At 40.0% G+C, this 22,237-nt stretch carries 21 protein-coding genes and 2 tRNA genes; 8 read left to right on the forward strand and 15 right to left on the reverse strand.

Annotated elements, in window-relative coordinates; translation table 11 throughout:
* Both EWU21_RS08475 and EWU21_RS08480 read right to left on the reverse strand, forming a co-directional pair.
* Complete coding sequence (locus tag EWU21_RS08475) at positions 1-1,665, reverse strand: TonB-dependent receptor (RefSeq protein ID WP_130896448.1); 1,665 nt, start codon at positions 1,663-1,665, stop codon at positions 1-3.
* 5 nt (positions 1,666-1,670) lie between these two features.
* Positions 1,671-4,535, reverse strand: coding sequence for a tetratricopeptide repeat protein (locus tag EWU21_RS08480; RefSeq protein WP_130896450.1), 2,865 nt, complete (start codon positions 4,533-4,535; stop codon positions 1,671-1,673).
* A gap of 157 nt (positions 4,536-4,692) precedes the next feature.
* Here EWU21_RS08480 and EWU21_RS08485 point away from each other — a divergent pair, with 157 nt between their 5' ends.
* Complete coding sequence (locus tag EWU21_RS08485) at positions 4,693-6,456, forward strand: M61 family metallopeptidase (protein ID WP_161566498.1); 1,764 nt, start codon at positions 4,693-4,695, stop codon at positions 6,454-6,456.
* Here the strand turns inward: EWU21_RS08485 and EWU21_RS08490 are convergent.
* A complete protein-coding gene (locus EWU21_RS08490) occupies positions 6,453-6,689 on the reverse strand; it encodes a hypothetical protein (RefSeq protein WP_130896454.1) in 237 nt (78 codons plus the stop codon). The two genes, EWU21_RS08485 and EWU21_RS08490, sit on opposite strands and share 4 nt — an antisense overlap.
* Positions 6,689-7,126 (reverse strand): peptidylprolyl isomerase, encoded by a 438-nt coding sequence (locus EWU21_RS08495; RefSeq protein WP_130896456.1) that lies wholly within the window; start codon positions 7,124-7,126, stop codon positions 6,689-6,691. The genes EWU21_RS08490 and EWU21_RS08495 overlap by 1 nt, the downstream gene beginning before the upstream one ends.
* A gap of 74 nt (positions 7,127-7,200) precedes the next feature.
* On the opposite strand from EWU21_RS08495, the gene EWU21_RS08500 reads away from it, so the two are divergent.
* Positions 7,201-7,944 carry a tetratricopeptide repeat protein gene (locus tag EWU21_RS08500; RefSeq protein ID WP_130896458.1) on the forward strand — a complete coding sequence of 248 codons (744 nt, stop codon included), beginning with the start codon at positions 7,201-7,203 and terminating at the stop codon, positions 7,942-7,944.
* Here EWU21_RS08500 and menD read toward each other — a convergent pair.
* The 6 genes from menD to EWU21_RS08530 all read right to left on the reverse strand — a co-directional run bounded on the left by menD (position 7,930) and on the right by EWU21_RS08530 (position 14,956).
* On the reverse strand, positions 7,930-9,540 hold the full coding sequence (gene menD, locus EWU21_RS08505) for a 2-succinyl-5-enolpyruvyl-6-hydroxy-3-cyclohexene-1-carboxylic-acid synthase (protein ID WP_161566499.1): 1,611 nt from the start codon (positions 9,538-9,540) through the stop codon (positions 7,930-7,932). The genes EWU21_RS08500 and menD overlap by 15 nt on opposite strands.
* 34 nt (positions 9,541-9,574) lie before the next feature.
* The gene (locus EWU21_RS08510; protein ID WP_109323139.1) at positions 9,575-10,438 is read right to left on the reverse strand and encodes a sigma-70 family RNA polymerase sigma factor; all 864 of its coding nucleotides are present in this window, start codon (positions 10,436-10,438) and stop codon (positions 9,575-9,577) included.
* A gap of 63 nt (positions 10,439-10,501) precedes the next feature.
* Complete coding sequence (gene pnp, locus EWU21_RS08515) at positions 10,502-12,655, reverse strand: polyribonucleotide nucleotidyltransferase (protein ID WP_130896462.1); 2,154 nt, start codon at positions 12,653-12,655, stop codon at positions 10,502-10,504.
* Between the two features lie 117 nt (positions 12,656-12,772).
* A complete protein-coding gene (gene rpsO, locus EWU21_RS08520) occupies positions 12,773-13,048 on the reverse strand; it encodes a 30S ribosomal protein S15 (RefSeq protein WP_130896464.1) in 276 nt (91 codons plus the stop codon).
* 74 nt (positions 13,049-13,122) lie between these two features.
* Positions 13,123-14,562, reverse strand: a complete 1,440-nt coding sequence (locus EWU21_RS08525) for an LptF/LptG family permease (protein WP_130896466.1) — start codon at positions 14,560-14,562, stop codon at positions 13,123-13,125.
* A 1-nt stretch (position 14,563) separates the two neighbouring features.
* Positions 14,564-14,956, reverse strand: coding sequence for an START-like domain-containing protein (locus EWU21_RS08530; RefSeq protein ID WP_130896468.1), 393 nt, complete (start codon positions 14,954-14,956; stop codon positions 14,564-14,566).
* A gap of 170 nt (positions 14,957-15,126) precedes the next feature.
* Here EWU21_RS08530 and EWU21_RS08535 point away from each other — a divergent pair.
* Positions 15,127-15,200: transfer RNA gene (locus EWU21_RS08535), tRNA-Met, on the forward strand.
* 33 nt (positions 15,201-15,233) lie between these two features.
* Entirely contained in the window at positions 15,234-15,692 is a 459-nt protein-coding gene (locus EWU21_RS08540; protein ID WP_130896469.1) for a deoxycytidylate deaminase, read from the forward strand.
* A 349-nt stretch (positions 15,693-16,041) separates the two neighbouring features.
* On the opposite strand, the gene EWU21_RS08545 is transcribed toward EWU21_RS08540, so the two are convergent.
* Positions 16,042-16,554, reverse strand: a complete 513-nt coding sequence (locus EWU21_RS08545) for an FKBP-type peptidyl-prolyl cis-trans isomerase (protein ID WP_130896471.1) — start codon at positions 16,552-16,554, stop codon at positions 16,042-16,044.
* 98 nt (positions 16,555-16,652) lie between these two features.
* Here EWU21_RS08545 and holA point away from each other — a divergent pair, with 98 nt between their 5' ends.
* Positions 16,653-17,699: a DNA polymerase III subunit delta gene (gene holA, locus EWU21_RS08550; RefSeq protein WP_130896473.1), complete on the forward strand. Its 1,047-nt coding sequence runs from the start codon at positions 16,653-16,655 to the stop codon at positions 17,697-17,699.
* A gap of 3 nt (positions 17,700-17,702) precedes the next feature.
* On the opposite strand, the gene EWU21_RS08555 is transcribed toward holA, so the two are convergent.
* Positions 17,703-18,404, reverse strand: a complete 702-nt coding sequence (locus EWU21_RS08555) for a hypothetical protein (protein WP_130896475.1) — start codon at positions 18,402-18,404, stop codon at positions 17,703-17,705.
* A 173-nt stretch (positions 18,405-18,577) separates the two neighbouring features.
* On the opposite strand from EWU21_RS08555, the gene EWU21_RS08560 reads away from it, so the two are divergent.
* A tRNA-Lys gene (locus EWU21_RS08560) sits at positions 18,578-18,650 on the forward strand.
* 296 nt (positions 18,651-18,946) lie between these two features.
* Here EWU21_RS08560 and EWU21_RS08565 read toward each other — a convergent pair.
* From EWU21_RS08565 to EWU21_RS08575, 3 genes are read right to left on the reverse strand one after another with little or no spacing between them, the layout of a single operon-like run.
* Entirely contained in the window at positions 18,947-20,293 is a 1,347-nt protein-coding gene (locus EWU21_RS08565) for a PDDEXK family nuclease (protein ID WP_130896477.1), read from the reverse strand.
* A gap of 10 nt (positions 20,294-20,303) precedes the next feature.
* Positions 20,304-20,702 (reverse strand): hypothetical protein, encoded by a 399-nt coding sequence (locus EWU21_RS08570; RefSeq protein ID WP_130896479.1) that lies wholly within the window; start codon positions 20,700-20,702, stop codon positions 20,304-20,306.
* A gap of 29 nt (positions 20,703-20,731) precedes the next feature.
* Positions 20,732-21,016 carry a hypothetical protein gene (locus EWU21_RS08575; RefSeq protein WP_130896481.1) on the reverse strand — a complete coding sequence of 95 codons (285 nt, stop codon included), beginning with the start codon at positions 21,014-21,016 and terminating at the stop codon, positions 20,732-20,734.
* Positions 21,017-21,100: 84 nt separating this feature from the next.
* Here EWU21_RS08575 and EWU21_RS08580 point away from each other — a divergent pair, with 84 nt between their 5' ends.
* Entirely contained in the window at positions 21,101-21,415 is a 315-nt protein-coding gene (locus tag EWU21_RS08580) for a transposase (protein ID WP_130896482.1), read from the forward strand.
* Positions 21,412-22,237: IS3 family transposase (locus EWU21_RS08585; RefSeq protein WP_130896484.1), on the forward strand; the 826-nt coding region annotated here is incomplete at its 3' end. The genes EWU21_RS08580 and EWU21_RS08585, both read left to right, overlap by 4 nt.

Below are 22,237 nucleotides of genomic sequence, written 5' to 3' on the forward strand. Positions count from 1 at the left end.
TTAAAATGAATATGCGAGAGTTGCTGTAAAGTTAAAACCTTGTGTTGGATAAAATAAATATCGCTGGTAATTTTTTCCTACTATATTATTTGCGGATAAAGTAGCCGTCAATTTCTCTGTAATCGCATACTCCCCTTTTACATTGATATCCACGATGTTATCTAAAGTCGTCGCCTTTTGAGTTCTCGGATTGAAGCCATAAAGACCTCCTAGATAATAGATTTCCGGTGAAATTTTGAATTTAGGAAGCACTGCAATGGTATTTCTCCAAGCGATCTGGATATTAGGACGGTGGTAAGCGTACAAGAAATTACCTAGGTTTCCGTAATTCGTATAATCTACTTGTATGTCTGACTGGATTTTATCCGTGACAGTCATCTTCACGTTTGCCTGTAGGGAAAGTACTGAAACAGCTGCATCTGCAGTAGAATATTGGATATCAAATTGCGACAGGTCCGCTGCTGAAGCTGTGAAGAAGGCCATTTTAGCATATTCTCCATACGTAGCTTTCAATTCATAAGATACATTGCGCTCGTTTGTTCCCGTTAAACCTCCCGATACCGCCCATTTTTGTTGGGTATTTTGTAAGGTGATGGATTGAGAAAGCCAAGGGTTGGTTAACAAGTTACTGTGATAAGAGTTAAACTGGGTATCTCCTTCAAATCCAGCGAACAAGCGAATGAAGTCATTTGCACGAAAGCGAACTTGAACGCTTGGGTAAATGCTCAATTCTTCCTCTTGTACCGCATTAATGCCCGCTTGCAGATTTAAACGAGGTAAAACATCATAAGATAAACTTGGTTTCAAACGGAAGAAATTGCGATTAGTTGACGTATTGCTCGTAAAATTGGATAAGATGGCATCTCCATTGATGCGAAGCGATAATCCTTCCGAAATCGCATAATTTGCCTTTACGTAAGAAGTTGACATCCACTCTTTAGGGGCTAAATTTCCGGCTAAAGAGGAGAATTCGGTGCCAGCCTGGTAGGAGAATTTCTTGCCTTCTGTTTGGCTGTAGACATCGCCATTGAACTTAATCTGATCGTAACGTACCCCAAACGCATCTTCTGGCGTGTTCGCAGGTATGCTTTCTTTGCCGTAAAAATTCGTCGCGATACGGCGGTAATCCACTGAACCTTTCAATAAGGCTTTAGACCAAAGGGATTGGCTGTAAATTTTCACTTCATTTTCTGAGCGACTTGAAAAGGCATTATCTGTGGGTCCAATCGAGTTTGCGTCGTGATTGATGTACAAACCACGCAATTCTTTAGCCGTAGGATTATAGCCAAAATGTCCATTCAATAAGGTATGGCCATAATTACCAGCTCCGATTTTAATGGAGTTTTTTGCCTTCGAGGCATAAGGGGACTTTAGCTCCTCTCCTGTTCTAGGTCCTAAGACATTCGTTTGAATGCCGGGTAAAACGAGGGATTGCGGCTTAGAAAGGTCAAAATTAAAATCAACTTTATGGTCTTTGCTGTAGTCCGGAATTTCATTCAAGGCCTCAAATGAACGACTCATTGTGGGCTGTACCTCAATTTTACGCACTTTTTCCGTGACAAATTCTTCATTTTGGATAGTACCTTCCTTTTTCTGTTGACCAAAACTTAGGATGGAAATCAGGCTGAAAGAGGACGCTAAAACGATTTTGGATGGGAATCTCATATGCATTATTTAGGGAAATAGGTTTTCAAAAGGGCTTTAGCAGCTTCTACGCTTTCTTTGTCCTCTGAATTATCAATAATGGATTTTAAGGTAGCTTTCGCCTGAGCGAGGTTTTTTAATTCGTATAGGTTTTTGGCCAAAATCAAATAGGCCTTCCCTAGCGTCGCATCAGAAACCTCTGCAAATTCATTTCTGAATTTGTCTAAAATCATCTCATTTGAAGTGGCATAATTACCTTTCGCATTATTCAATTGAATGATATCTAAGTATTTAACTGCCGCTTCTTCTAAACCTTCAGCTTCTTTTACAGCAAGCGTGTGGTAATCCGCATAAGCAATCATAGCTGAATCAAGCTCTTTTAATTGAATGAAGGACTCTAAAATCCGCTTGTTTGAACGTTGAATAACAGTCGAATCGACTCCTTTCTCCTTCAATAGTCGGTAGTGGCCGATAGCTTCTCTATAGGCTGCAGAATCAAATTCAATATCAGCCACCTTCGTAATGACCGAATTCAATGATGGGTGTACATTTTGTTCGATGACCTTTTTGTAGAATTGGAAAGCCAAAGCTTTGTTATTCGAGCGGTTAGCCGCATCTGCGATTAAATAGGTCACTTCTGAAACGCGTTCATCCGCTGGGAAATGCTCCACGAATTTCTTCAAAGGCTCGATTGCCTTATCGTATTTCTCCCCTAAATAGATTCCTTTCGCCGCTTGGTACTCTAAATCAGTCTTCTCCTCTTCGTTTAGGCTACCGCTTTGATAGATGCTCAAATAAGCGCTCATCTCTTCTGGACGACCTACTTCATTCAATTCCTCTTGTAAACCGGCGACCGCATCTTTCGCGAAAGCCTCTTTCGAGTATTTCTCGATCACTACCTTGTAATCTGTAATGGCCTTCTCTGGTTGCTTCGAGTTAGAATACGATTGCGCTCTTTTTAAGATGGATTCAGCGTAATAGGGACTATTCGGTTGATTGTTAATTAAATCAGTGAAGCCAGCAATCGCTTCTGCATATTTACCTGTACGGAAGGAAATTAAGTTTTCTTGGAAACTCGCATCATCACCAAATTTCGTATTAGGGAATGACTTTTTCAAAGCCTGGAACGTCGCTTTCGCTTCTGCATCGCGTTCAAGGTAGACTAGCGTGATTCCTTTTTGGTACATCGCATAATCCTTCTCCGTCTTCGCATTTTCAATGGCCTGGTTGTAATAGCTCAAGGCCTCTGTGTAATTTTTAGCTACTAAATAAGTGTCAGCTAAACGTAGAACGGCATTTGCATTTGCTTTACTAGATGGATTCGCTTTTAATTGATCTACATAGGTCTTGAAATAGGTATTTGCATTCGTGAAATCCTTCACGGAGAAATAGGCATAGGCAATCCCAATGCGGTTTCTTTGTAAAAAATCAGCCGAATGCTTGCCTGAAAGCAAGGGTTTATAGACTAAAATGGCAGCCTCAAAGTCTTTCAATTGAGATAGACATTCCGCCTTTCCAAACGCTGCCTCATCCGTTACATTTTGATTAGCGCCTTGTGAAATTGCTTTGTCAAAGTAGGAAATGGCCTCTTTGTATTGTTCTTTATTGTAGGCCTTGATGCCCAGATTATACGTTAACGTCTGGTAAGCCACTTTCAATTCATCTGAAACGGGTACTCCAGATTTCATAAAATCGGTGGCTGGAGCTAATTCAGGCAATTTAAGGATAGCATCTGCAGCGAAACTTTGGTAAGCAGCTGTAAAGGAACTGGATGGATAGGTTTTGCTAAATTGCGCAATCGACTTCAATCCTTTCAGCCAATTTCCTAGGTCAATAGCAATGCTGATGGACTTGAATTGGGCTTCTTCTTGTTGATTAGGATCAAAAGCAAGAGCGCCTGATTGATTAAAGGATTCTGCCGCCTCCGTTTTTTTACCCAACTTTAACTGCGCTAAACCTTGTAAATAGTAGGCTTTCTGACCTAGTGAATCTGATTTTAATAATCCGCTGATGGTTTGAATCGCGTCTTCGTATTTATCGATGGAATAGAGTGCGAAGCCTTTCTTGTATGTAGCCGCTTCGTTTTTATGCTCCTTTAAGTAATCGCTGAAACTCTTCGCTGCCTTTGCAAATAGGCCTTTCTTAAATTGAACCTCTGCTACTAACAGGGCTAAATCGGGGTGAGTTGAAATGATTGGCTCCGCATATTTCAATAGTTCATCCCATTGTGCCGTTTGTTGATACGATGAAATCAACCAATAAGGTAAATCTTTGCGGTATTTCGAATGGCCATTGGATTTTTTGAAGTCTGCAATCGCTTCAAGGTAATTCTTTTGTTGGTAATGAATGACACCTGCGTAATAGGCCGCAGAGAAGGCATATTCTTCGTCTGGGTCCGTTTTTACTTCATTGAATAAGGCAAGGGCATTATCGAAATCTTTATTCTCAAAATAGGCAACGCCTAGTTTATAACGGGCTTCTACGTTTCCTAAAGACGAATTTTCGAGGTAGCGTATCGCTTTTGCATAGTTAGCTACATCATAGAAATACAAACCTATTTTTCTAAATAATAAATTACTCTGTGGTGAATTCGGGTGATTTAAGCTGAAATGATAGCCTAAGACATCGATTTCGGGTTGATTTAAATAAAGCGCACACAATACTTGGTAGTATTCTGCCAAAATCACTTCACTCTTATTTGCATCCGTTTGTCTGCCTAAAAAGTTCGCGAATTCTTCGCGGGCTGCGACATAGTTTTGTGCCTCAAAATACTCTTTGCCTAAACTATAATGTATCTGATTACTCTCAAAAGCCAGAGATTGCTGCGCAAAAGAGGAGAAATGAAGGGATAAAAATAGGACGAGGCAGTAAAAGGAAGATTTAAATACCATAGGTTTATTGTCAATAGTCACGACTAAACAATAATACGATTTTTATGTGAATTAATTGTCCCGTCATTTAGAATTATTTGGAAAAAAATAGCATATGCTAGACTATACGGCTGATTTTTATAATTTTACTGAAATCTATTTCTCAACAAAAATCAAAATGAATTTAAAACTACTATTCCTTAGTGTTATCCTGTCTTTTGGCTGTTTTGCCGGACCGATTAAACATGAAATCAGCATGCCTGAACCTTTCTCTCACTATTTTGAGGTGAAAACGACGGTGGATGTCAGTAAAGAGACCTCCTACTTCGATCTTAAAATGGCAGCCTGGACGCCTGGCTCCTATTTAATTCGAGAATTTGCGAAAAACGTAGAATCGGTTAGCGCTGAATCAAATGGATCTAAAGTCGCTATTTCGAAGATTAGCAAAAATACCTGGCGCATCGCTCTAAGCCCAGGATTAAAGCAAGTTTCTGTGCATTATCGCGTCTATGCGTATGAAATGTCTGTTCGCACTTCTTTCTTAGATGATGCACATGGCTATATTAACCCGGCAAGTGTATTGATGTATGCCCCTAAATTTGCAGCTCAGCCTCAGGAATTGACGATTGTCCCGCACAAAGACTTCAAAAAAGTTTCTACTGCCATGAAAAATGTGGGTGGATTTAATTTCGTGGCGAAGAACTTAGATGAATTGATTGACTCCCCTATCGAGATTGGGAATCACAAGGTTTGGGACTTCAAAGTGAACAATATTCCGCATCAAATTGCCTTTTACGGCCCCGCTAAAGTGGATTCAGTTAAATTTTTAGCAGATGTGCAGAAGATGGCGGAAGAAGCGCAGAAAGTAGTGGGCGAACATCCTTGCGATCATTATTTGTTTATCATTCACAACTTAAATCGCGGTGGTGGCGGTCTAGAGCACTTGTATTCAACGACTTGTCAGGTAACTCGTTCAAATTATGAAACGACAAAGGGCTACCAAGGAATTATGAATTTGTTAGCGCATGAGTATTTCCATCTTTGGAATGTTAAGCGTATTCGTCCCAAAGCACTAGGGCCATTTGACTATGAAAATGAGAACTATACCCATAATTTATGGTTCTCAGAAGGCATTACGAGCTATTATGCAGATGTGATTAATCAACGTACTGGTATGGTTTCGACTACCGAGTACATAAAGGCGTTAGGCGATGAAATTGCGGGTGTAGAGAATACACCGGGTAATCAAGTGGAATCTGCGGCTGAATCGAGCTGGGATGCGTGGATTAAGTATTACCGCCCCAATGAAAACTCCCGTAATGCTTCTGTCTCATATTATGACAAAGGTTCTTTATTAGGTGGCGTTTTAAACATGTGGATCATTCAGCAATCGAAGGGCACGAAATGCTTAGATGATGTATTTAAGTTCTTATACCAAACCTATTACCTAAAAGCAGGTCGCGGATTTACGGATCAAGAATTAGAGGATGCGTTCTCTAAAGTGGCAGGTGCATCAGCGGCTGAGTTCTTTAAAACCCATATTTATGGGGTGAAGACCCCAGCTTATGCTTCAATGTTCAAGGCTTTTGGCTATCAATTTTCGGATGCAAATGTAACCAAAACGGTTCCTTACATAGGAGTTGGTATTGTTGCTGGACGTGTTACTTCGGTATACAAAGGTGGAGCAGCTTATGTGGCTGGCTTGAACGTAGGTGATGAAGTATTGAAAGTGAATGGGGCTGACTTCCCAGGAATCGATAAATTGTTAGCGGATAAGAAACCGGGGGACTCGTTAGTGTTCTCTGTTAAAAGAGATGGAATGGAGCGTACGTTCTTAGTGGCCGTACAACAAACACCATTAAAGTCTTTTGTAATTGAATCAGAGGCTACACCGACAGAAGCGCAATTGAAATTACGCCATAAATGGTTAGGCGGGAATTAATCAGCCTGTTTGGCCATTTCGGCATACATATTTTTAAAGGTCTGTAAGACGAAATCTTGAAAGGAGGAGCTGGATACCAGCTCCTCTATTTCATTTTGGGAAGAAAAGTCCATCACTGAATACTTATAGCTCTGCTCTAGATGCGGAGTCTCAAATTTCACGATGTATTTCGAATTCCACTCAAAAAGGGAGATTCGCATCTGTGGATGGCTTATTTCCTTGATAAAATGCATTAGTCTTGAATGATTTTAACGCTTTGGATTTTATCTCCTTCACGTACTAAATCGATTACGTCTAATCCTTCTACTACTTTACCAAAACACGTGTGTTTACGATCTAAGTGTGCCGTATTGTTACGAGAGTGGCAGATAAAGAATTGAGAACCACCTGTGTTAGGTCCACGGTGAGCCATCGATAAAACGCCACGATCGTGGAACTGGTTGTTTCCTGTTAATTCGCAAGGAATCGTGTAGCCTGGGCCACCTGCTCCAGTTCCGTCTGGACAACCTCCTTGGATCACGAAATCATTGATGACGCGGTGAAAAGTAATTCCATCATAAAAGCCTTTTTCAGCTAAGTCGATGAAGTTTTTAACGTGGATAGGTGCATCCTCTGTGTAGAATTCGATTTTCATTAACCCTTTATCGGTTAACATTTCTGCGTATGCCATAATTTTACATTTAATTAAGCTACAAAGATGCGAATGAAATTTGAATTATTTAAATTGAACTTTCTTTTAGATCGATGAAATACCTACTATTCTTTTTTGCCTCTTTGTTCCTTTTGAGTTGTTCCACTTCTTCTGAAGAAGAGAAACGTGAATCAAGCGCCTTCTTTTTGCGTGGAAATGCGAAATGGAAAGAAAAAGAATACCACGAAGCGATTAAATGGTATTCAGAAGCGATCGAAATACGTCCAGATTTCTCAGATGCCTATTACAATCGGGGTTTAGTGTACCAAATCTTAGAAAAGAATGACGAGGCTTTAGCGGACTTTACGAAGGCGACGGAATTAGATGTAAAATTCGCTCCTGCCCTCTTTAAGAAGGCCGAAATGCTGCAAACCTTGCAACAATCAGAGCAAGCCGCAACCGCAGTAGAATTATTAGTTAAAATTTTTCCTGATTCTGCCGCTAATTGGACATTAAAAGGGGATATTTTGCTTCAAAAAGCTGATTTATCAGGTTCTTTGTCTTCATACGAACGTTCATTGGCACTAGATTCTACATCAGTAGAAACGTTGATTAATAAGGGCGTCGTATTACAGGAGATGAATGAAATAGATTTAGCGGAAGCGGTTTTCAAGAAAGCATTAAAATCAGGTAAATACACTGATTTGCTCAATAATAACCTGGGTTACCTCGCTATTCAGCGAATGCAATGGGATTTAGCCGCTTCTTATGTCAAGAAGGCGTTAGAAAAAGATCCTAAAAATGAGTTGTATCTAAAGAATTGGGCCAAAATTCAGGCTAAATCAAGCCTTAAATAAGGCCATATACTTTTTCAATTCTGCCGCGTTTTCGATCGAATTCGTGTGAATTTCTAACAGCGCAGGGCCTTGGTTGTGAAGAAATGCGTTAAGGTCTAATTCACTTGGGTTCGAAGCAGAAAAATAGTTTATTCCTGCGTCCTTGGCTGTATTTTCAGCGGTAAACCCTTGACGCGTTTCCATAAACTCATCCAGTTCTGGCAGGTCTTTCGCTCCATCTAGATTGCGGAAAATACCCCCACCCCCATTATTAAAGACGATGATGCGCAAATTTGCTGGAATGTAGTGATTCCAAAGGGCATTGCGATCGTATTGAAAGGCCACATCCCCAATAATGGAGATGCATAATTTGTCCGTTTTTTGAGCGGCACCTACGGCTGTACTTAGGCATCCATCAATTCCAGAAGTACCTCGATTAGAGTAAACTTCGGTTTTTATGAATTTTGCCAAAGTCCAGTTAATGTATCTGACAGCTAATGAGTTAGCAATATGAACTTCAGCCTCCTTTTGTTCAATCGCTTCGGTTACTTGGTTATACAGATGTAATTCCGTCCAACTGGGATTAGCAAAAAACTCGGTTTGCTTAGAGTCAATTTTGGCTGAATTCCAGCTATTCCAAGTTTTCGAACTCCACTCGGCACCTTCCATAAAGCTATTTGAATCCGTATTTACCACGTGAGTCAAACACAAGAAGGGATCCGGTCTTCCGATCGGATTCGGATGAATGAGCCACGATTGCTTCGGCTTGTGAGTGCGTAAAAACTGCTTAATTCGCTTGGAAACAAAGGATTTACCGAAGTGAATGTGCAAATCAGGTTGCAAAGCTGGCCATACGGATTCGTCAGCTAAGAGTAAATCGTGTGCAATCGTACTGCCACAATTAGACGTCGCATCGCCTATTACAGGAATCCCATAAGCGGAAAGCGTTTCGAAGATCGAATTATCTTCCATTTGACCTACGGTAACGAGAATTTTCTCTGCAGAAGCGATAGCTTGGTTGAAATAGGCAAAGTCAACTTTATTCTTTGTGCTTTGTGCTTTGTGCTTTGCTAGTGTTTCATTTTGGAAAATAGCTGAGCTATTTTCCAAAATGAAACCTGGCTCCGGATAAAACGGCTCACTTATCGGCACATTAATCTGCACAGGACCTTTCGGTTCCGCCATAGCCGTCAATGGTGCAGAAGTGCAATCATCCGTTTCAAAGTCAAAAAAGGCTTTTGCGTGTTTCCCAAATAGGTTTTCTTGGTAGATCGTCTGTCCATCCCATTGTCCGATCCATTCCTTGGGACGATCTGCTGTTAAAACAATTAGCGGAACTTCTTGGAAGAAGGCTTCGACTACAGCAGGAGCAAAATTTAATCCGGCAGAACCTGAGGTACAGCAAATAACGACAGGACGTTCTGTTTTCAGGGCGATACCTAGGCCAAAAAATCCAGCCGAACGTTCATCTGCTATGGAGTAGCATTTGAAACCGCCGTGGCGGGTTAAGGCAATCATTAAGGGGGCATTTCGGGATCCCGGGCATATAACCGCCTCATTTACACCTTGTTGGTATAAAGAGTCCACTAGTTCGATGATGCCTTTTGGAAATGCCATAGCAAAAAAAAGCCTCATAAGAGGCTTTCAAAAATTATCCAAGATATGTTTTTAGTGCTTTGCTTCGAGAAGTGTGTCGTAAACGACGGATCGCTTTCTCTTTAATTTGTCTTACACGCTCACGCGTTAAATTAAATTTCTCGCCGATCTCTTCTAAAGTCATTGCATGTTCGCCATTTAAGCCGAAATACAAGGTAACCACATCCGCCTCACGTTGAGTTAAGGTAGATAAAGCGCGTTGTACCTCACGACGAAGGGAATCGTTGATCAAACCAGAATCTGGCTTGTCTTCAGAATCATTCTCTAATACGTCTAATAGCGAGTTTTCTTCTCCTTGAACGAAAGGTGCATCCATAGAAACATGACGACCTGAAATTTTCAAGGTATCTACTACTTCACCAGTTGAGATCTCTAAAACCTCTGCTAATTCTTCTGGTGAAGGCTCACGCTCGAATTTTTGCTCTAATTCAGAGAATGTTTTTGAAATCTTGTTCAAAGAACCTACTCTGTTCAAAGGCAAACGTACGATACGCGACTGCTCTGCTAAAGCCTGAAGGATCGATTGACGAATCCACCAAACCGCGTAGGAGATAAATTTAAATCCACGAGTTTCATCAAAACGTTGTGCAGCTTTGATCAAACCTAAGTTTCCTTCATTAATTAAGTCACCTAAGCTAAGACCTTGGTTTTGGTATTGTTTTGCAACGGATACCACGAAACGAAGGTTCGCTTTTGTTAAACGCTCTAAAGACAATTGATCTCCATCACGGATTTTCTGCGCGAGAATTACCTCTTCATCCGGAGTCAATAAATCGACTTTACCGATCTCTTGAAGGTATTTATCTAGAGATTGACTTTCCCTGTTGGTAATTTGTTTGCTAATTTTTAGCTGTCTCATAAGATCTTACAACAGAATGAAAGCGTCGCGCACGAATGCGCGACGCTTGAATAAACATTTTTATTATTCAGCTGAAGCAGCTGGAGCCTCTGGTTTTTCTGGCTTAGGTAAAAGAACCTTAGCAGATAAACGGAATTTGCCCGTTTTCTTATCTACCTCGACTAATTTAACCTTGATTTTATCTCCTTCTTTGAAAACACCGTCCATCGTGTCGATGCGATCCCATGAAATCTCAGAGATATGTAATAAACCATCTTTACCCGGTAAAAATTCCACAAAAGCTCCGAATGCTTGAATATTCTTCACTTTTCCTTCATAAACCTCTCCTACTTCCGGTAAAGTGACGATTCCACGAACCATACTTACCGCTTTCGCCATGGCATCTCCGTTAGAAGAGAAGATACTTACGTATCCACCGTCTTCTTTTTCTTCGATGGTAACGGTTGCACCTGATTGTTTTTGGATATCTTGAACGACTTTACCACCTGGTCCGATTACGGATCCGATTTGGTCTTTCATAATCTTGATAACCGTAGCACGAGGAGTTTGAGGTTTGAAATCTTCTCTCACGGCTGGCATCGCCTTCTTCATCTCGTTTAAGATGTGTAAACGACCTTCTTTCGCTTGAGTTAACGCTTCCGCTAATACTTCGTAAGATAAACCTTGAACTTTGATGTCCATTTGGCAAGCGGTGATACCGTTCTCCGTACCCGTTACCTTAAAGTCCATATCGCCTAAGTGATCTTCATCACCTAAGATATCAGATAAAACCGCGTATTTTCCTGTTTTTGAATCAGAAATTAATCCCATCGCGATACCTGACACTGGAGCTTTGATTTTTACACCTGCATCCATTAAGGCCAAAGTACCTGCGCAAACTGTCGCCATCGAAGACGAACCGTTTGATTCTAGGATATCAGAAACGATACGTAAGGTATAAGGGAAGTCTTCCATTTTAGGTAAAACCTTCTTAATCGCACGCATCGCTAAGTTTCCGTGACCTACTTCACGACGACCTACTCCACGGTTTGGTTTAACCTCACCTGTTGAGAAGCCTGGGAAGTTGTAGTGCAACATAAATTTGTTGTACCCTTGAGTCATTGGTTGGTCGATGATTTGCTCATCCATTTTCGTACCTAAAGTAACAGTAGTCAAGGATTGAGTTTCACCACGAGTGAAAACAGACGAACCGTGAGGAGTAGGTAAATAATCTACTTCACAAGTAATCTGACGGATTTCATTCAATTTACGACCATCTAGACGGTAACGCTCTTGCAATACTAATTGACGAGCAGCTTCTTTTTCGATATCGTGTAAATACATTTTTGCCATTGAAAGGTTCACTAAGTGATCTTCAGGCAACGTAGCAATGTACTCATCAACGATCGCCTTGAAACCAGCTTTACGCTCGTCTTTCTTCGGATTCGCTAATTTTGCAACCGCTAAGTATTTATCGTAGTAGTTTTTCCACAATTCAGCACGCAACTCTTCGTTGTGTGATTCGTGTGAGTAGCTACGTTTTTCTGTCTTGCCACAAGCTACGGTCAATTCATTCAATGCAGCGCATTGGATTTTGATCGCGTCGTGCGCAATACGTAAAGCCTCTAGCATTTCGGTTTCAGAAACTTCGTCTCCTTCTCCTTCTACCATCAAAATATCGTTTGCGTTTGCCGCTACTAATAATTCTAAGGAAGCACCTGCTAATTCGCTAACGCTTGGGTTTACTTTATATTCACCGTTGATTTTCGCTACGCGAACTTCTGAGATAGGACCATTGAATGGAATATCGGATACGGCCAAAGCTGCCGCTGCCGCTAAACCGACAAATGCATCTGGTAATACTTCTGAATCTGCTGAGATCAAGTTAATTAGTACTTGAACATCTGCGTGGTAATCATCTGGGAAAGTAGGGCGCAATGCGCGGTCTACTAAACGAGAGATCAAGATTTCGTAATCAGAAAGGCGCGCCTCTCTTTTTAAGAATGATCCTGGAATACGTCCATTTGACGCAAATTTTTCTTGATAGTCTACTGATAAAGGAAGGAAATCAACTCCTTCTTTGGCCTCCTTGTTAGCCACTACAGTAGCTAACAACATCATATTTCCTGATTTGACTACGACTGCTCCGTCCGCTTGCTTGGCTAATTTGCCTGTTTCAATCGAGACTTCTTTGCCGTCAGGCATTGAAATATGCTTTATAATGATGTTAAATGACATACGTTTCTGAATAAATTTCACGCAACCTCGCGTGATTTAAGATGTTGTTTGAACAGTTCAAACGTTTACAGCGGGGAAATAAAAGAGGGCTCCATCGAAATGAAGCCCTTTTTTATCTTATTTACGAATACCTAACTCCGCGATGATCGCACGGTAACGTGAGATATCTGTACGTGTTAAATAATCTAGCAAGCTACGACGCTTACCTACTAATTTTAAAAGTCCTAAGCGTGTGCTGTGGTCTTTCTTGTTTTTCTTAAGGTGCTCAGTCAAGTGATTGATTCTGTACGTGAATAACGCAATTTGCGATTCAGAAGAACCAGTATCGATCTTAGACTTTGCTTTACCTTTTGCTTCGAAAATTTCTTGTTTTTTCTCAGGTGACAAATACATCTTTTACCAGTTTAAGTTTAAAATATTTATTGAATTTGCAAAAGTACTCTTTTTCTTGCTACGAAGCAAATGTTTTAGGCGTCTGTTTTTACGCTTACGAATTTACCTTTTAGTCTGTCCCAAACCACTCGATAGAAGTCTGTTTCAAACAAACGCGAATCAGCTAAGGCGATCTTGAGGAAGTAGGCTCCTATTAAAGCTAATATGCCATTTGCGAGCCACGCTCCTATCTGGATGATTAAGGCGCCTTCTTTGGCCATCTTATCTCCTTGCTGCGTTAAAATGTACAACAATATAAAGAAAGAAACCGCTACCACGACCGGTACGCCGAATCCCCCCTTCTTAATAATGGCCCCTAGCGGAGCTCCGATTAGGAACATCACTAAAATGGCAATCGCATTTGTGAACTTGTGGTGCCACTCTAGGTTTGTCTTGTTTAATTTTGACTCGAAATCCTCTAAAATGGCCTTATTCGTTTCGCCAGCCGTCATCATGTTCTTCGCTTGTTGCGCTGCTAGATCGTAGGGAACAGGATTTTTAGCCGCCAAACCCTTCGCTAAACGAGGCTTGATCCAATCCGTCTTCTGAAAGAATTGCAAGGTTTTCTTCACTGGCGTCACCTGGTAAAGGAAATTAATGGAAGATGACTTGAAAAAGCCCTTTTTAACGGTTGAAATCGTATTGGCTAAGGAATCTGCATCATCCGCCAGCTGGTAATTATTGCGCATAATCTCGTGGTGCGCGAATTGTTGCTCATCCGTTTTTTGGAGATCAAACACGGCCAGCGACATCACCACCTTGCTTTTCTTGAAATCATGCACCGCTAATTCCGTCGGATTTACCACCGAACCTTGGTCCGCATCTTCTAAATAATCCTTGCCATTAAACAGTTCAAACACTAAATAGCGTTTGTTCATAATAGTATACATCAGCGCAGAATCCGCCAAAGTCACGTGGCGATTTCCATCATTGTGTGTATGATCATAAATAATCAGGTTCTTCAGGGTCTTATTATCCGGGTACTTCTTCCCTACTTTGATAGAATAGCCTGTCAAATCCGTATAGAATATGCCCTCCTTGATGTTCAACGTCGTTTTAGTCGTCTTAATGTCATAGAGTAAACTCCAACCTTTGATGTTCGCCCAAGGCAAAGCCACGTTCATAAACCAGAACATAAACAAGCTCAAAAACACCGCCACGGTTAAAATAGGACGCATAATTCGGAAAATCGAGATGCCCGCACTCTTCAGTGCTGTCAACTCAAAGTTCTCGCCTAATTTCCCAAAAGTCATCAGCGAAGAAAGCAATACTGACAACGGCATCGCTAAGGGAATGGTGATTAACGAGAAGTAAAAAAACAACTCCACGTACACAAATGCCCCTAAATCCTTGCCAAAAAGATCAGCAAAGTAAAATAAAACCAAACGCAACAGGAAAATAAAGATGACAACAAGAAGTGTCAAAAAAAATGGTCCAAAAAACGCCTGCAGTACTAATTTATCAATCTTACGCATCCTAACTCCCTACTATTTCTTTCAGTTTGTCGATTAAATAATCCCACAATTCTTCTGCATCCGCATCCATTTTAAAGGTCGAAGCCCCATCGATAACCGTTAGATAGGTCGTATTCGAAACCTCACTCACATCCAGGCTTAACTCAATAATGTGCTTTCCTGGCTCAGAATTCCCTCTTTTAAAATCAAATTTGACTGATTTATTGGCTTTTCCAGGTAAAACCAAAGCTGGATGGTTCTCATTATCCCAATAAAAATGCAATTCAGAGCTTCCTCTCACGATTACTTTGTCAGCAAACCACTGTTGTAATCCGGATGGACTACTTAAGTAAGGATAAAGCACCTTAGGCGACGCTTTTATCTCATATTCAAAAGTATATGGAGTTTGTGACATATGAACGGGGATAAATGAACTAGTAAACCTACCTGTAAAACTACCTGTAAAACTACCTGTAAACAAAGGTATTAACTCTGGGCTAAATCCCAAATCCTGTGCAAAATTAATAAGTATTGTGAAAATATTTGTGTTCTACGGTGGGAACGCTTACCTTTGCACCATAATTTGGCGGGGTAGCTCAGATGGTTAGAGCGTTGGATTCATAACCCAAAGGTCGGCAGTTCGATTCTGCTCCCCGCTACATAAAATCCCTTTATGGGATTTTTTTATGCCTATGAAAAAGCCCTCGTTTGATGTAATTTTTATGGAATTGGCTCAGAATCTGGCGCTTCGTTCTCATTGCACCCGCGCTCAAGTGGGTTGTGTATTAACCAAAGATACCCGCATTATTTCGATCGGTTACAACGGGCCTCCCGCAGGAACTCACAATTGTGATGATGAATTTGGCGAGGATGGTTGTCCTCGTGATTCGAAAGGAAGCTGTTCTTTAGCCTTGCACGCAGAGCAGAATGCCATTTTATATGCCTCTAAGAACGGTGTTTCAGTCGAAGGTTCTACAATTTACGTTACTTTATCCCCTTGCATCTCTTGTGCTCGTATTATTTTTAGCATGAAGATTAAGAAAGTGATCTTCTTGAATTCCTATGCCGCCTACAAGGGTTTAGCGTCTGATGAAGGGGTTGATTTCTTGAGGAAGTTTGGGGTGGAGGTTCAATGTTATTCAGATTTATAGCATTGCTATAAATCTGAATAACATTGAAATGTTCAAAGAGCAAAGTTCAAAGAAGGAATCAAAAAAGGGGCGCTAGCCCCTTTTTTGATGATTTAGGTATGTCAAAACTCAAAATTCAAAATTCAAAGAGCAAAGTTCAAAGTTCAAAGGTTGAATCAAAAAGGCGAAATTTTCGCCTTTTTGATGATTTTAGTAAAAACACTTCATATACTCATCGCCGCAGGCGATACGATATTTGAACTTTGAACTTTGGTCTTTGATAATTGCCGAAGGCAATACGAACTCTGAACTTTGGTCTTTGCTCTTTGAACTTTACATTAATAAAAAAGAGGCCTAAGCCTCATTTTTATTAATGATGAACTCCCCCTTCCCCATGCACGTGGCCGTGGGCAAGTTCGTCTGGAGTAGCTTCTCTGATTTTTAAGATTTTTCCTTGGAACATCAAGGTTTTCTCCGCTAATGGGTGATTAAAGTCCATGGTAACGGTTTCTCCTTCGATGGAAACGACTAAACCTTGCATGCGGTTTCCTTGGTCGTCCGTCATCGGGATGAAGTTTCCGATTTGTAAGATATCGTCTGCCGTTTGGTCTTCGGCTTGGAAAATAGATTTAGGCAATTGAATGATTGCGTTAGGATCTACGTTACCGTAAGCGTCTTCAGCTGAGATGCTGAAATCGAACGTGTCGCCTTCGTTTAAGCCTAAAAGGTTCTTTTCAAACGCTTCTGGTAAGCCGCTAAGGCCGTGAATAAAAACCATTGGTTCTTTTTCGTCTACGATTTCTACGACATCTGGTTGTCCGTCTTCATCTGGAAAAGCTAGTTGATACGAGATGAATACGACGTTATTTTTTGCAATTGACATGGTTTGAGCTGTTTTTTTGCCTGCAAACCTACGGGAAATACTTGAGATATTTTTCCATCCCTTAGCTTTTGCCTATTTTTGTTTAACTAAATTCACCTATGCAACAGAGCGCTCAAGAAGTTTTAAAGGATATTAAGCAGAAAAAACTGGCTCCTATTTATTTGTTGCATGGTGATGAGCCCTATTTGATTGATCAGCTGGTGGATGCTTTTGAAAAGCAGGTGTTGCCAGAGGATCAGCAGAGTTTTAATCAATTTGTCCTTTTTGGCAAAGATCATAGTCTAGGATCTATTATTGCGACGGCGCGTCGGTATCCGATGATGGCGGAGCGTCAGGTGGTGATTGTGAAGGAGGCGGCGTTCATCGAAGCGATGGCGAAAGCGAAGGAAAATGCGAAGGCCAAAGAGGATGATTTAAAGGTTTGGGAAGATTATTGCGCGAATCCGACGCCCTCTACCCTACTTGTTTTGACCGTTAAATCCTTGCTTTCTGATAAATCAAAGGTATTTTCTGCGCTGGTGAAGCACGGTGTGATTATCACATCGAAGAAAGTGTCGGAAGATAAATTGGGTGCTTGGTTAGTAGATTATTTGGGCCAAAAAGGGATCAAAATTCAACCTTCTACTGTCGAATTGATGGTTTCCTATGTGGGTGCGGATTTGTCTAGGATGGCGCACGAGGCGGATAAATTAGCTGTGAATGTGCCTGCTGGTGCTGAGGTAGGCTCTGCAGAGGTGGAGAAATACATCGGTATTAGCCGGGAATACAATTATTTTGAGTTCCAAAAAGCGATCATCCAGCGCAACACCGAAAAAGCGCAGAAAATAGCTTTCCACTTTGCAGAAAACGCCAAGCAGAATCCTGCTGCGCCTATGCTGGTCTTGTTATTTAACTTCTTTTCTAAAGTATTGCAGGTTCACGACGTGGGAAATGTCTCTGACGGGGAGATTGCGAAGCTGATTGGAGTGAATCCTTATTTTGTGCGTGATTACACGACAGCGGCGAGAAATTACCCTTTGGCGAAGGTTGTTCGTATTATCGAGGCAGTGAAGAACGCTGATTTAAAAGTAAAAGGGGTTATCGGCAGTGCGGAGACGGACCGCGAAATCATTTTGGACTTAAGTTTCCAAATCTTGCACCTCTAGATTCTAGTTAATAGGCAAGAAGTCATCTTCTTTCACGTATCCTTGCTGACTTTCAATCAGGCTATACACCCAAATATCACGGGTAAACCAATAATTAATCCGATTTCCCTTCTTTAAGAGGCGTTCCACCGGAGCGGCAGAGGAAGGAAAGTCACGCATGTAGGATTTGTCTTTGGTAATAATCCCATAATTTAAAAAGCCCGGAAAGTTCGCAAAAAGCCCAATAAAAGCGATGTAAAGGATTAAATAGGTGAATTGACTGCTGCGGATCACTTTCTTTTGAAAGACGGAATAGGTCAAAATTCCAGCCCCATACAAGGCTATCAATAAGAGAAAGCCTAGCAGGAATGGGAAGAATTTAAAGTAAAGCCAATAAATCTGATCCCAAAGGCTCATCTTGAAGCCATTTAGCCCCTGCTTCTCTCCTATTTCCTCCAAACGCTTCGATATTTCTGGCCGCGCATTCGTCGCTTGTATGCTAGATAAATAGTAAAGTTCTTTCAACCAATCGTTTTTTGCTTTCGCGATATAGGCCAGTTTTAATTTAATATTTTCGGAATCGCGCGGTTTGGTCTTTAAATGGGACACGTAAATTTTCTCTGCACGCAAAAGTCTATTCGCCTTAAACAAAGAATCTGCTAATGCGAGTTGATTTCTATCTATTTGGGAATAAGCTCTTTGGCCAAAACCAAAAGAAAAAATCACAAGAAATATAATTTTATTTAGAGAAAGGGCTTGCATTATTTAAAAAAGGGTGCTAGTTTTGCACCGCAATAAGGGGAAAAAGTTACTCTTTTGCAAACGAAGGTCAACCAGTGGTTGAACTTCCTTTCGGTTCCAGAGTGAGCCATCTTTATATACCAAGCCTCGGCTTGAATGATTCCGTAGCTCAGTTGGTAGAGCAATACACTTTTAATGTATGGGTCCTGGGTTCGAATCCCAGCGGGATCACTTCTTAGCTAGTAAATAGCACTAAAGACTCCGATTTCTAACGATTTCGGAGTTTTTTTATGCCTTTTGGGCACACTTTTGTCTCCTTTTGTATTGTTTTGTTTGGCTCGATAAGAATACTGAATTACTTCTTATTCCAGATTCAAAATATCGGACTTTAAAAACCAGCAAGTCCACCCTTTTTTTACTGACCCCCAACTTTTTCAAGTATTAATCATTCCTTTATAAGCCACCCATTCCCCTTTAAACAAAAAACGGAGCAGATATGATTCCGACTCCTTTTGGATAACACCTAACTATTGTTCATTTTTATCAACCCACTCAAGAATTAAAGACTCTACGTCTTTTGTGAAATATGGAATTTCTAATAACGAGATATTAGATTTTTTAAGAAAATTTCTTTTCGCATTATCCCTTTTTATTGTTGATTCTAGTCCAGTTAGTCCTCCAAATATTTCTAACGCCTCGTAATGTTGAATACCATTATATTCGATTACTAAATTTTGTGATTGTAAATAAAAATCACATCTCAAATTTGCAATATATTTTAAATCAGGAAATTTCTTTTGCTCCTCAAATTCGAGCCTGTGTTTTGTTAAAATATCTCTTACTAAGGCCTCCCCTTTACTTGAAGAACATTTTGGACACCCAGCTCCTTTATAATGATTAACTGGTGCCTGCAGAAAATTTCCATGTTTAATACATGTAATTACCATGGGAGTAAAAATATCTTTAAAGGAGAACTCGTCGTAAGTGTATTTACCATGATGTTTGGCATTAGCTCGCATTAGGAAATCCTCAAAGTTTATTTTTTGATTTTCATGAACTTCTTCCACAGCACATTTCTGACAACCATTTCCTGCATAATGATGGTATGGCATTTGTTTAAACCATCCGTGTTTTGAGCATTTTATTAAAGCCTTAGTTGTTACATTAACAAATGAAGTCTCGTCATATTCATACCTATCCCCATGAGCTGTCATAAATAAATCTTTTACTATACTCCAACTCTTCTGATTTGATTGGCCAGCTTGAATTGCTCCACAGATTGGACAACCCGCTTTCATGGAAATATGAGAATGAGGAGTTTGCAAAAAAATACCATGAGTATTACAAATTATCTCAATCTTCTCCGTATAATTTTTATATGATCTAGATATGTACTCATACTTATCAGCATGCACATCATTTGCTCTTTTCAAAAATTCACTCCAATTTAATGTAATGTTTTTGTTTGCTACAATTCTACCGCATTTAGGACATCCCTGTTTACCTGTAATGTGAGAGTTAGGCTTCATTAAAAAGCTCCCATGAAGTGGACACAGAATATTAACTTTAGATTGACTGTTAATATAAAAAGCATTTGTGTAATCATACTTTTTGCCATGTACAGCTTCAGCTGAAACTACGAATTCTTCCTTGGTATTTCTTTGAGTAGTTGCACGTGATTCCTGGCCACAAGAAGGACAATTAGCACCTCTTAGGTGATTATTTACGCTTTGACTAAATTCTCCATGCTCAGGGCAAATAACAACGATTTTGTCCTTAGTAGTTTTTAATTCTATCCGAGAGTAGTCATATTTGCTTCCATGTATTTCTTGAGCTCTTTTTAAGAAGTTAATTAGATTTAACTTTTGCCTCATAGTGAAATAATCATTGATTATTGTAAGACTTTATTAATTGTTGAGCATCTCTTACATTCTCTTCCTTAAGTGTAAGGGCTACATATAAGTTGTTTCCTTGCAACAAGAAAACAATGATTAATAATATACTGGTAATCATAAAAAATGCATTAACGACATCAATATTTAATCCGCCAAACTTGATTAACAATTTTATTACAGCCTTTACAATAAAATAAAAAATCATACCAAAAATTGCTCCAGATATTAAACCCAAGTAAAATTGTACAGGTATTTGACCATAAATAAGTTTGCCGCTTAACAAACCAGTCGTATAATTTACGAGGAACTGAGGAATTGCGATAATCAATGCCCAGAATAATATGCCAAGTGAAATTTTTGTCTTATTTGAGAGTTTTTTAAGCAACATATAACTTACATTTTTGGGTTAAAGAACATTTATCTATAATCTTCATATAATTCTTGTTGATCTGCTTCCCACTCCTGCCAATAAAGTTCATCCTCGGATTTTAATACTTCGCCCGGAAATGCCTTAGGGATTTTAGAGAATTCAATTTCTGTGTATCGGCTAATTGCAATATTTACCGAAAAAACAAATATCATATATCCAACAAAAAGCATATTCAATTTGAATGTATCTCCCGAATAATCTTTTATAAATGGGGTAAAAATAATTAAAGGTATTAAGGCGGTTAGCCCCCATACCATACTAGCAAGAATCAAAATTATTAATATGAATTGTACTAACCCCCTAATAGACTGGACTAAATTTTAAAAAGAGTTTAGAACCAATTAAATTAGGGAACTATGAAAAGAGAAAGAAGAATTTTCACACCAGAAGATCGTTTAGCGATACTTCAAGAAGGTCAAAGAGAGGGCACTACAGTAACGTGCCGGAAGTATAATTTAGCACCTAGTCTATATGCTAAGTGGAAGAATAAATACCTTTCCAAAGGAGTTGAAGGATTAAAGTCTGCCTATAAGCGAATAGATCCAGAGCTTAGGGCTTTGGAAGAAGAAAACGAACGATTGAAAAGAATTATCGCTCGACAAGCCTTGGAAATAGAATTTAAATCAGAGCTTTTAAAAAAAAGCCCTGTGCTAACCAAGACAAGAAGATGATCGTTTCTCAATACTTTCAGCAGGCTCCTACACGTATGCTTTTATCTTGGTCTAACCTTCCTTCCAGTGTTTACTATTATAAGTCTACAGGTGGAAAACCGGGCGTTAAAGCCAGTTCTCATACGTGGAAACAAGATGGAGAGAAGGTCGAAAATCAAATCGTTATCGAGCAAATTAAAGACATCCTCTCGCAAGAGTTTTGCTGCTACGGGTATGAAAATGTAACAGGGGAATTACGCAAGCTTGATTATTACATTAACAAGAAAAAAGTTTACCGATTAATGGACGAACACAACCTACTTTTGGGTAAAGTGATACGAACCAGCGGCAAACGCAAGTTTGTCCAACACCGTAAGATTCAGGCTTCCTATCCAATGGAATACCTATGCCTAGACATTAAATACGTCTATGTACACGGCGAAAAAAGAAACTTTTACTTGCTAACTATCATCGATGTCTTTTCTCGTAAAATCGTGGGTCAGATATTTCAAAAAAGCATCAAACAAATTGATGTCATCAATGCATTTAGACGAATAAACAACGAATACGGAATCAAAGGAGTAACCATTCGAAATGACAATGGATCTCAATTTATTGCCAACAACGTAAAGCAATACCTTCGCACAGCGGAAGCCAATCAAGAGTTCACACACATCGCAACACCGGAAGAAAATTCCTACATCGAAGCATTCCACTCCATCATTCAGCGGGAAGTAATCGAACGTTACGAATTCACGGGGTTTTATGATGCAAAACAAACAATATTCGCACACACCATCTGGTATAACACCCGAAGATTCCACAAAGCAATCAAAATGACAC

Source organism: Aquirufa antheringensis (assembly GCF_004307425.1).
Classification (GTDB): domain Bacteria; phylum Bacteroidota; class Bacteroidia; order Cytophagales; family Spirosomataceae; genus Aquirufa; species Aquirufa antheringensis.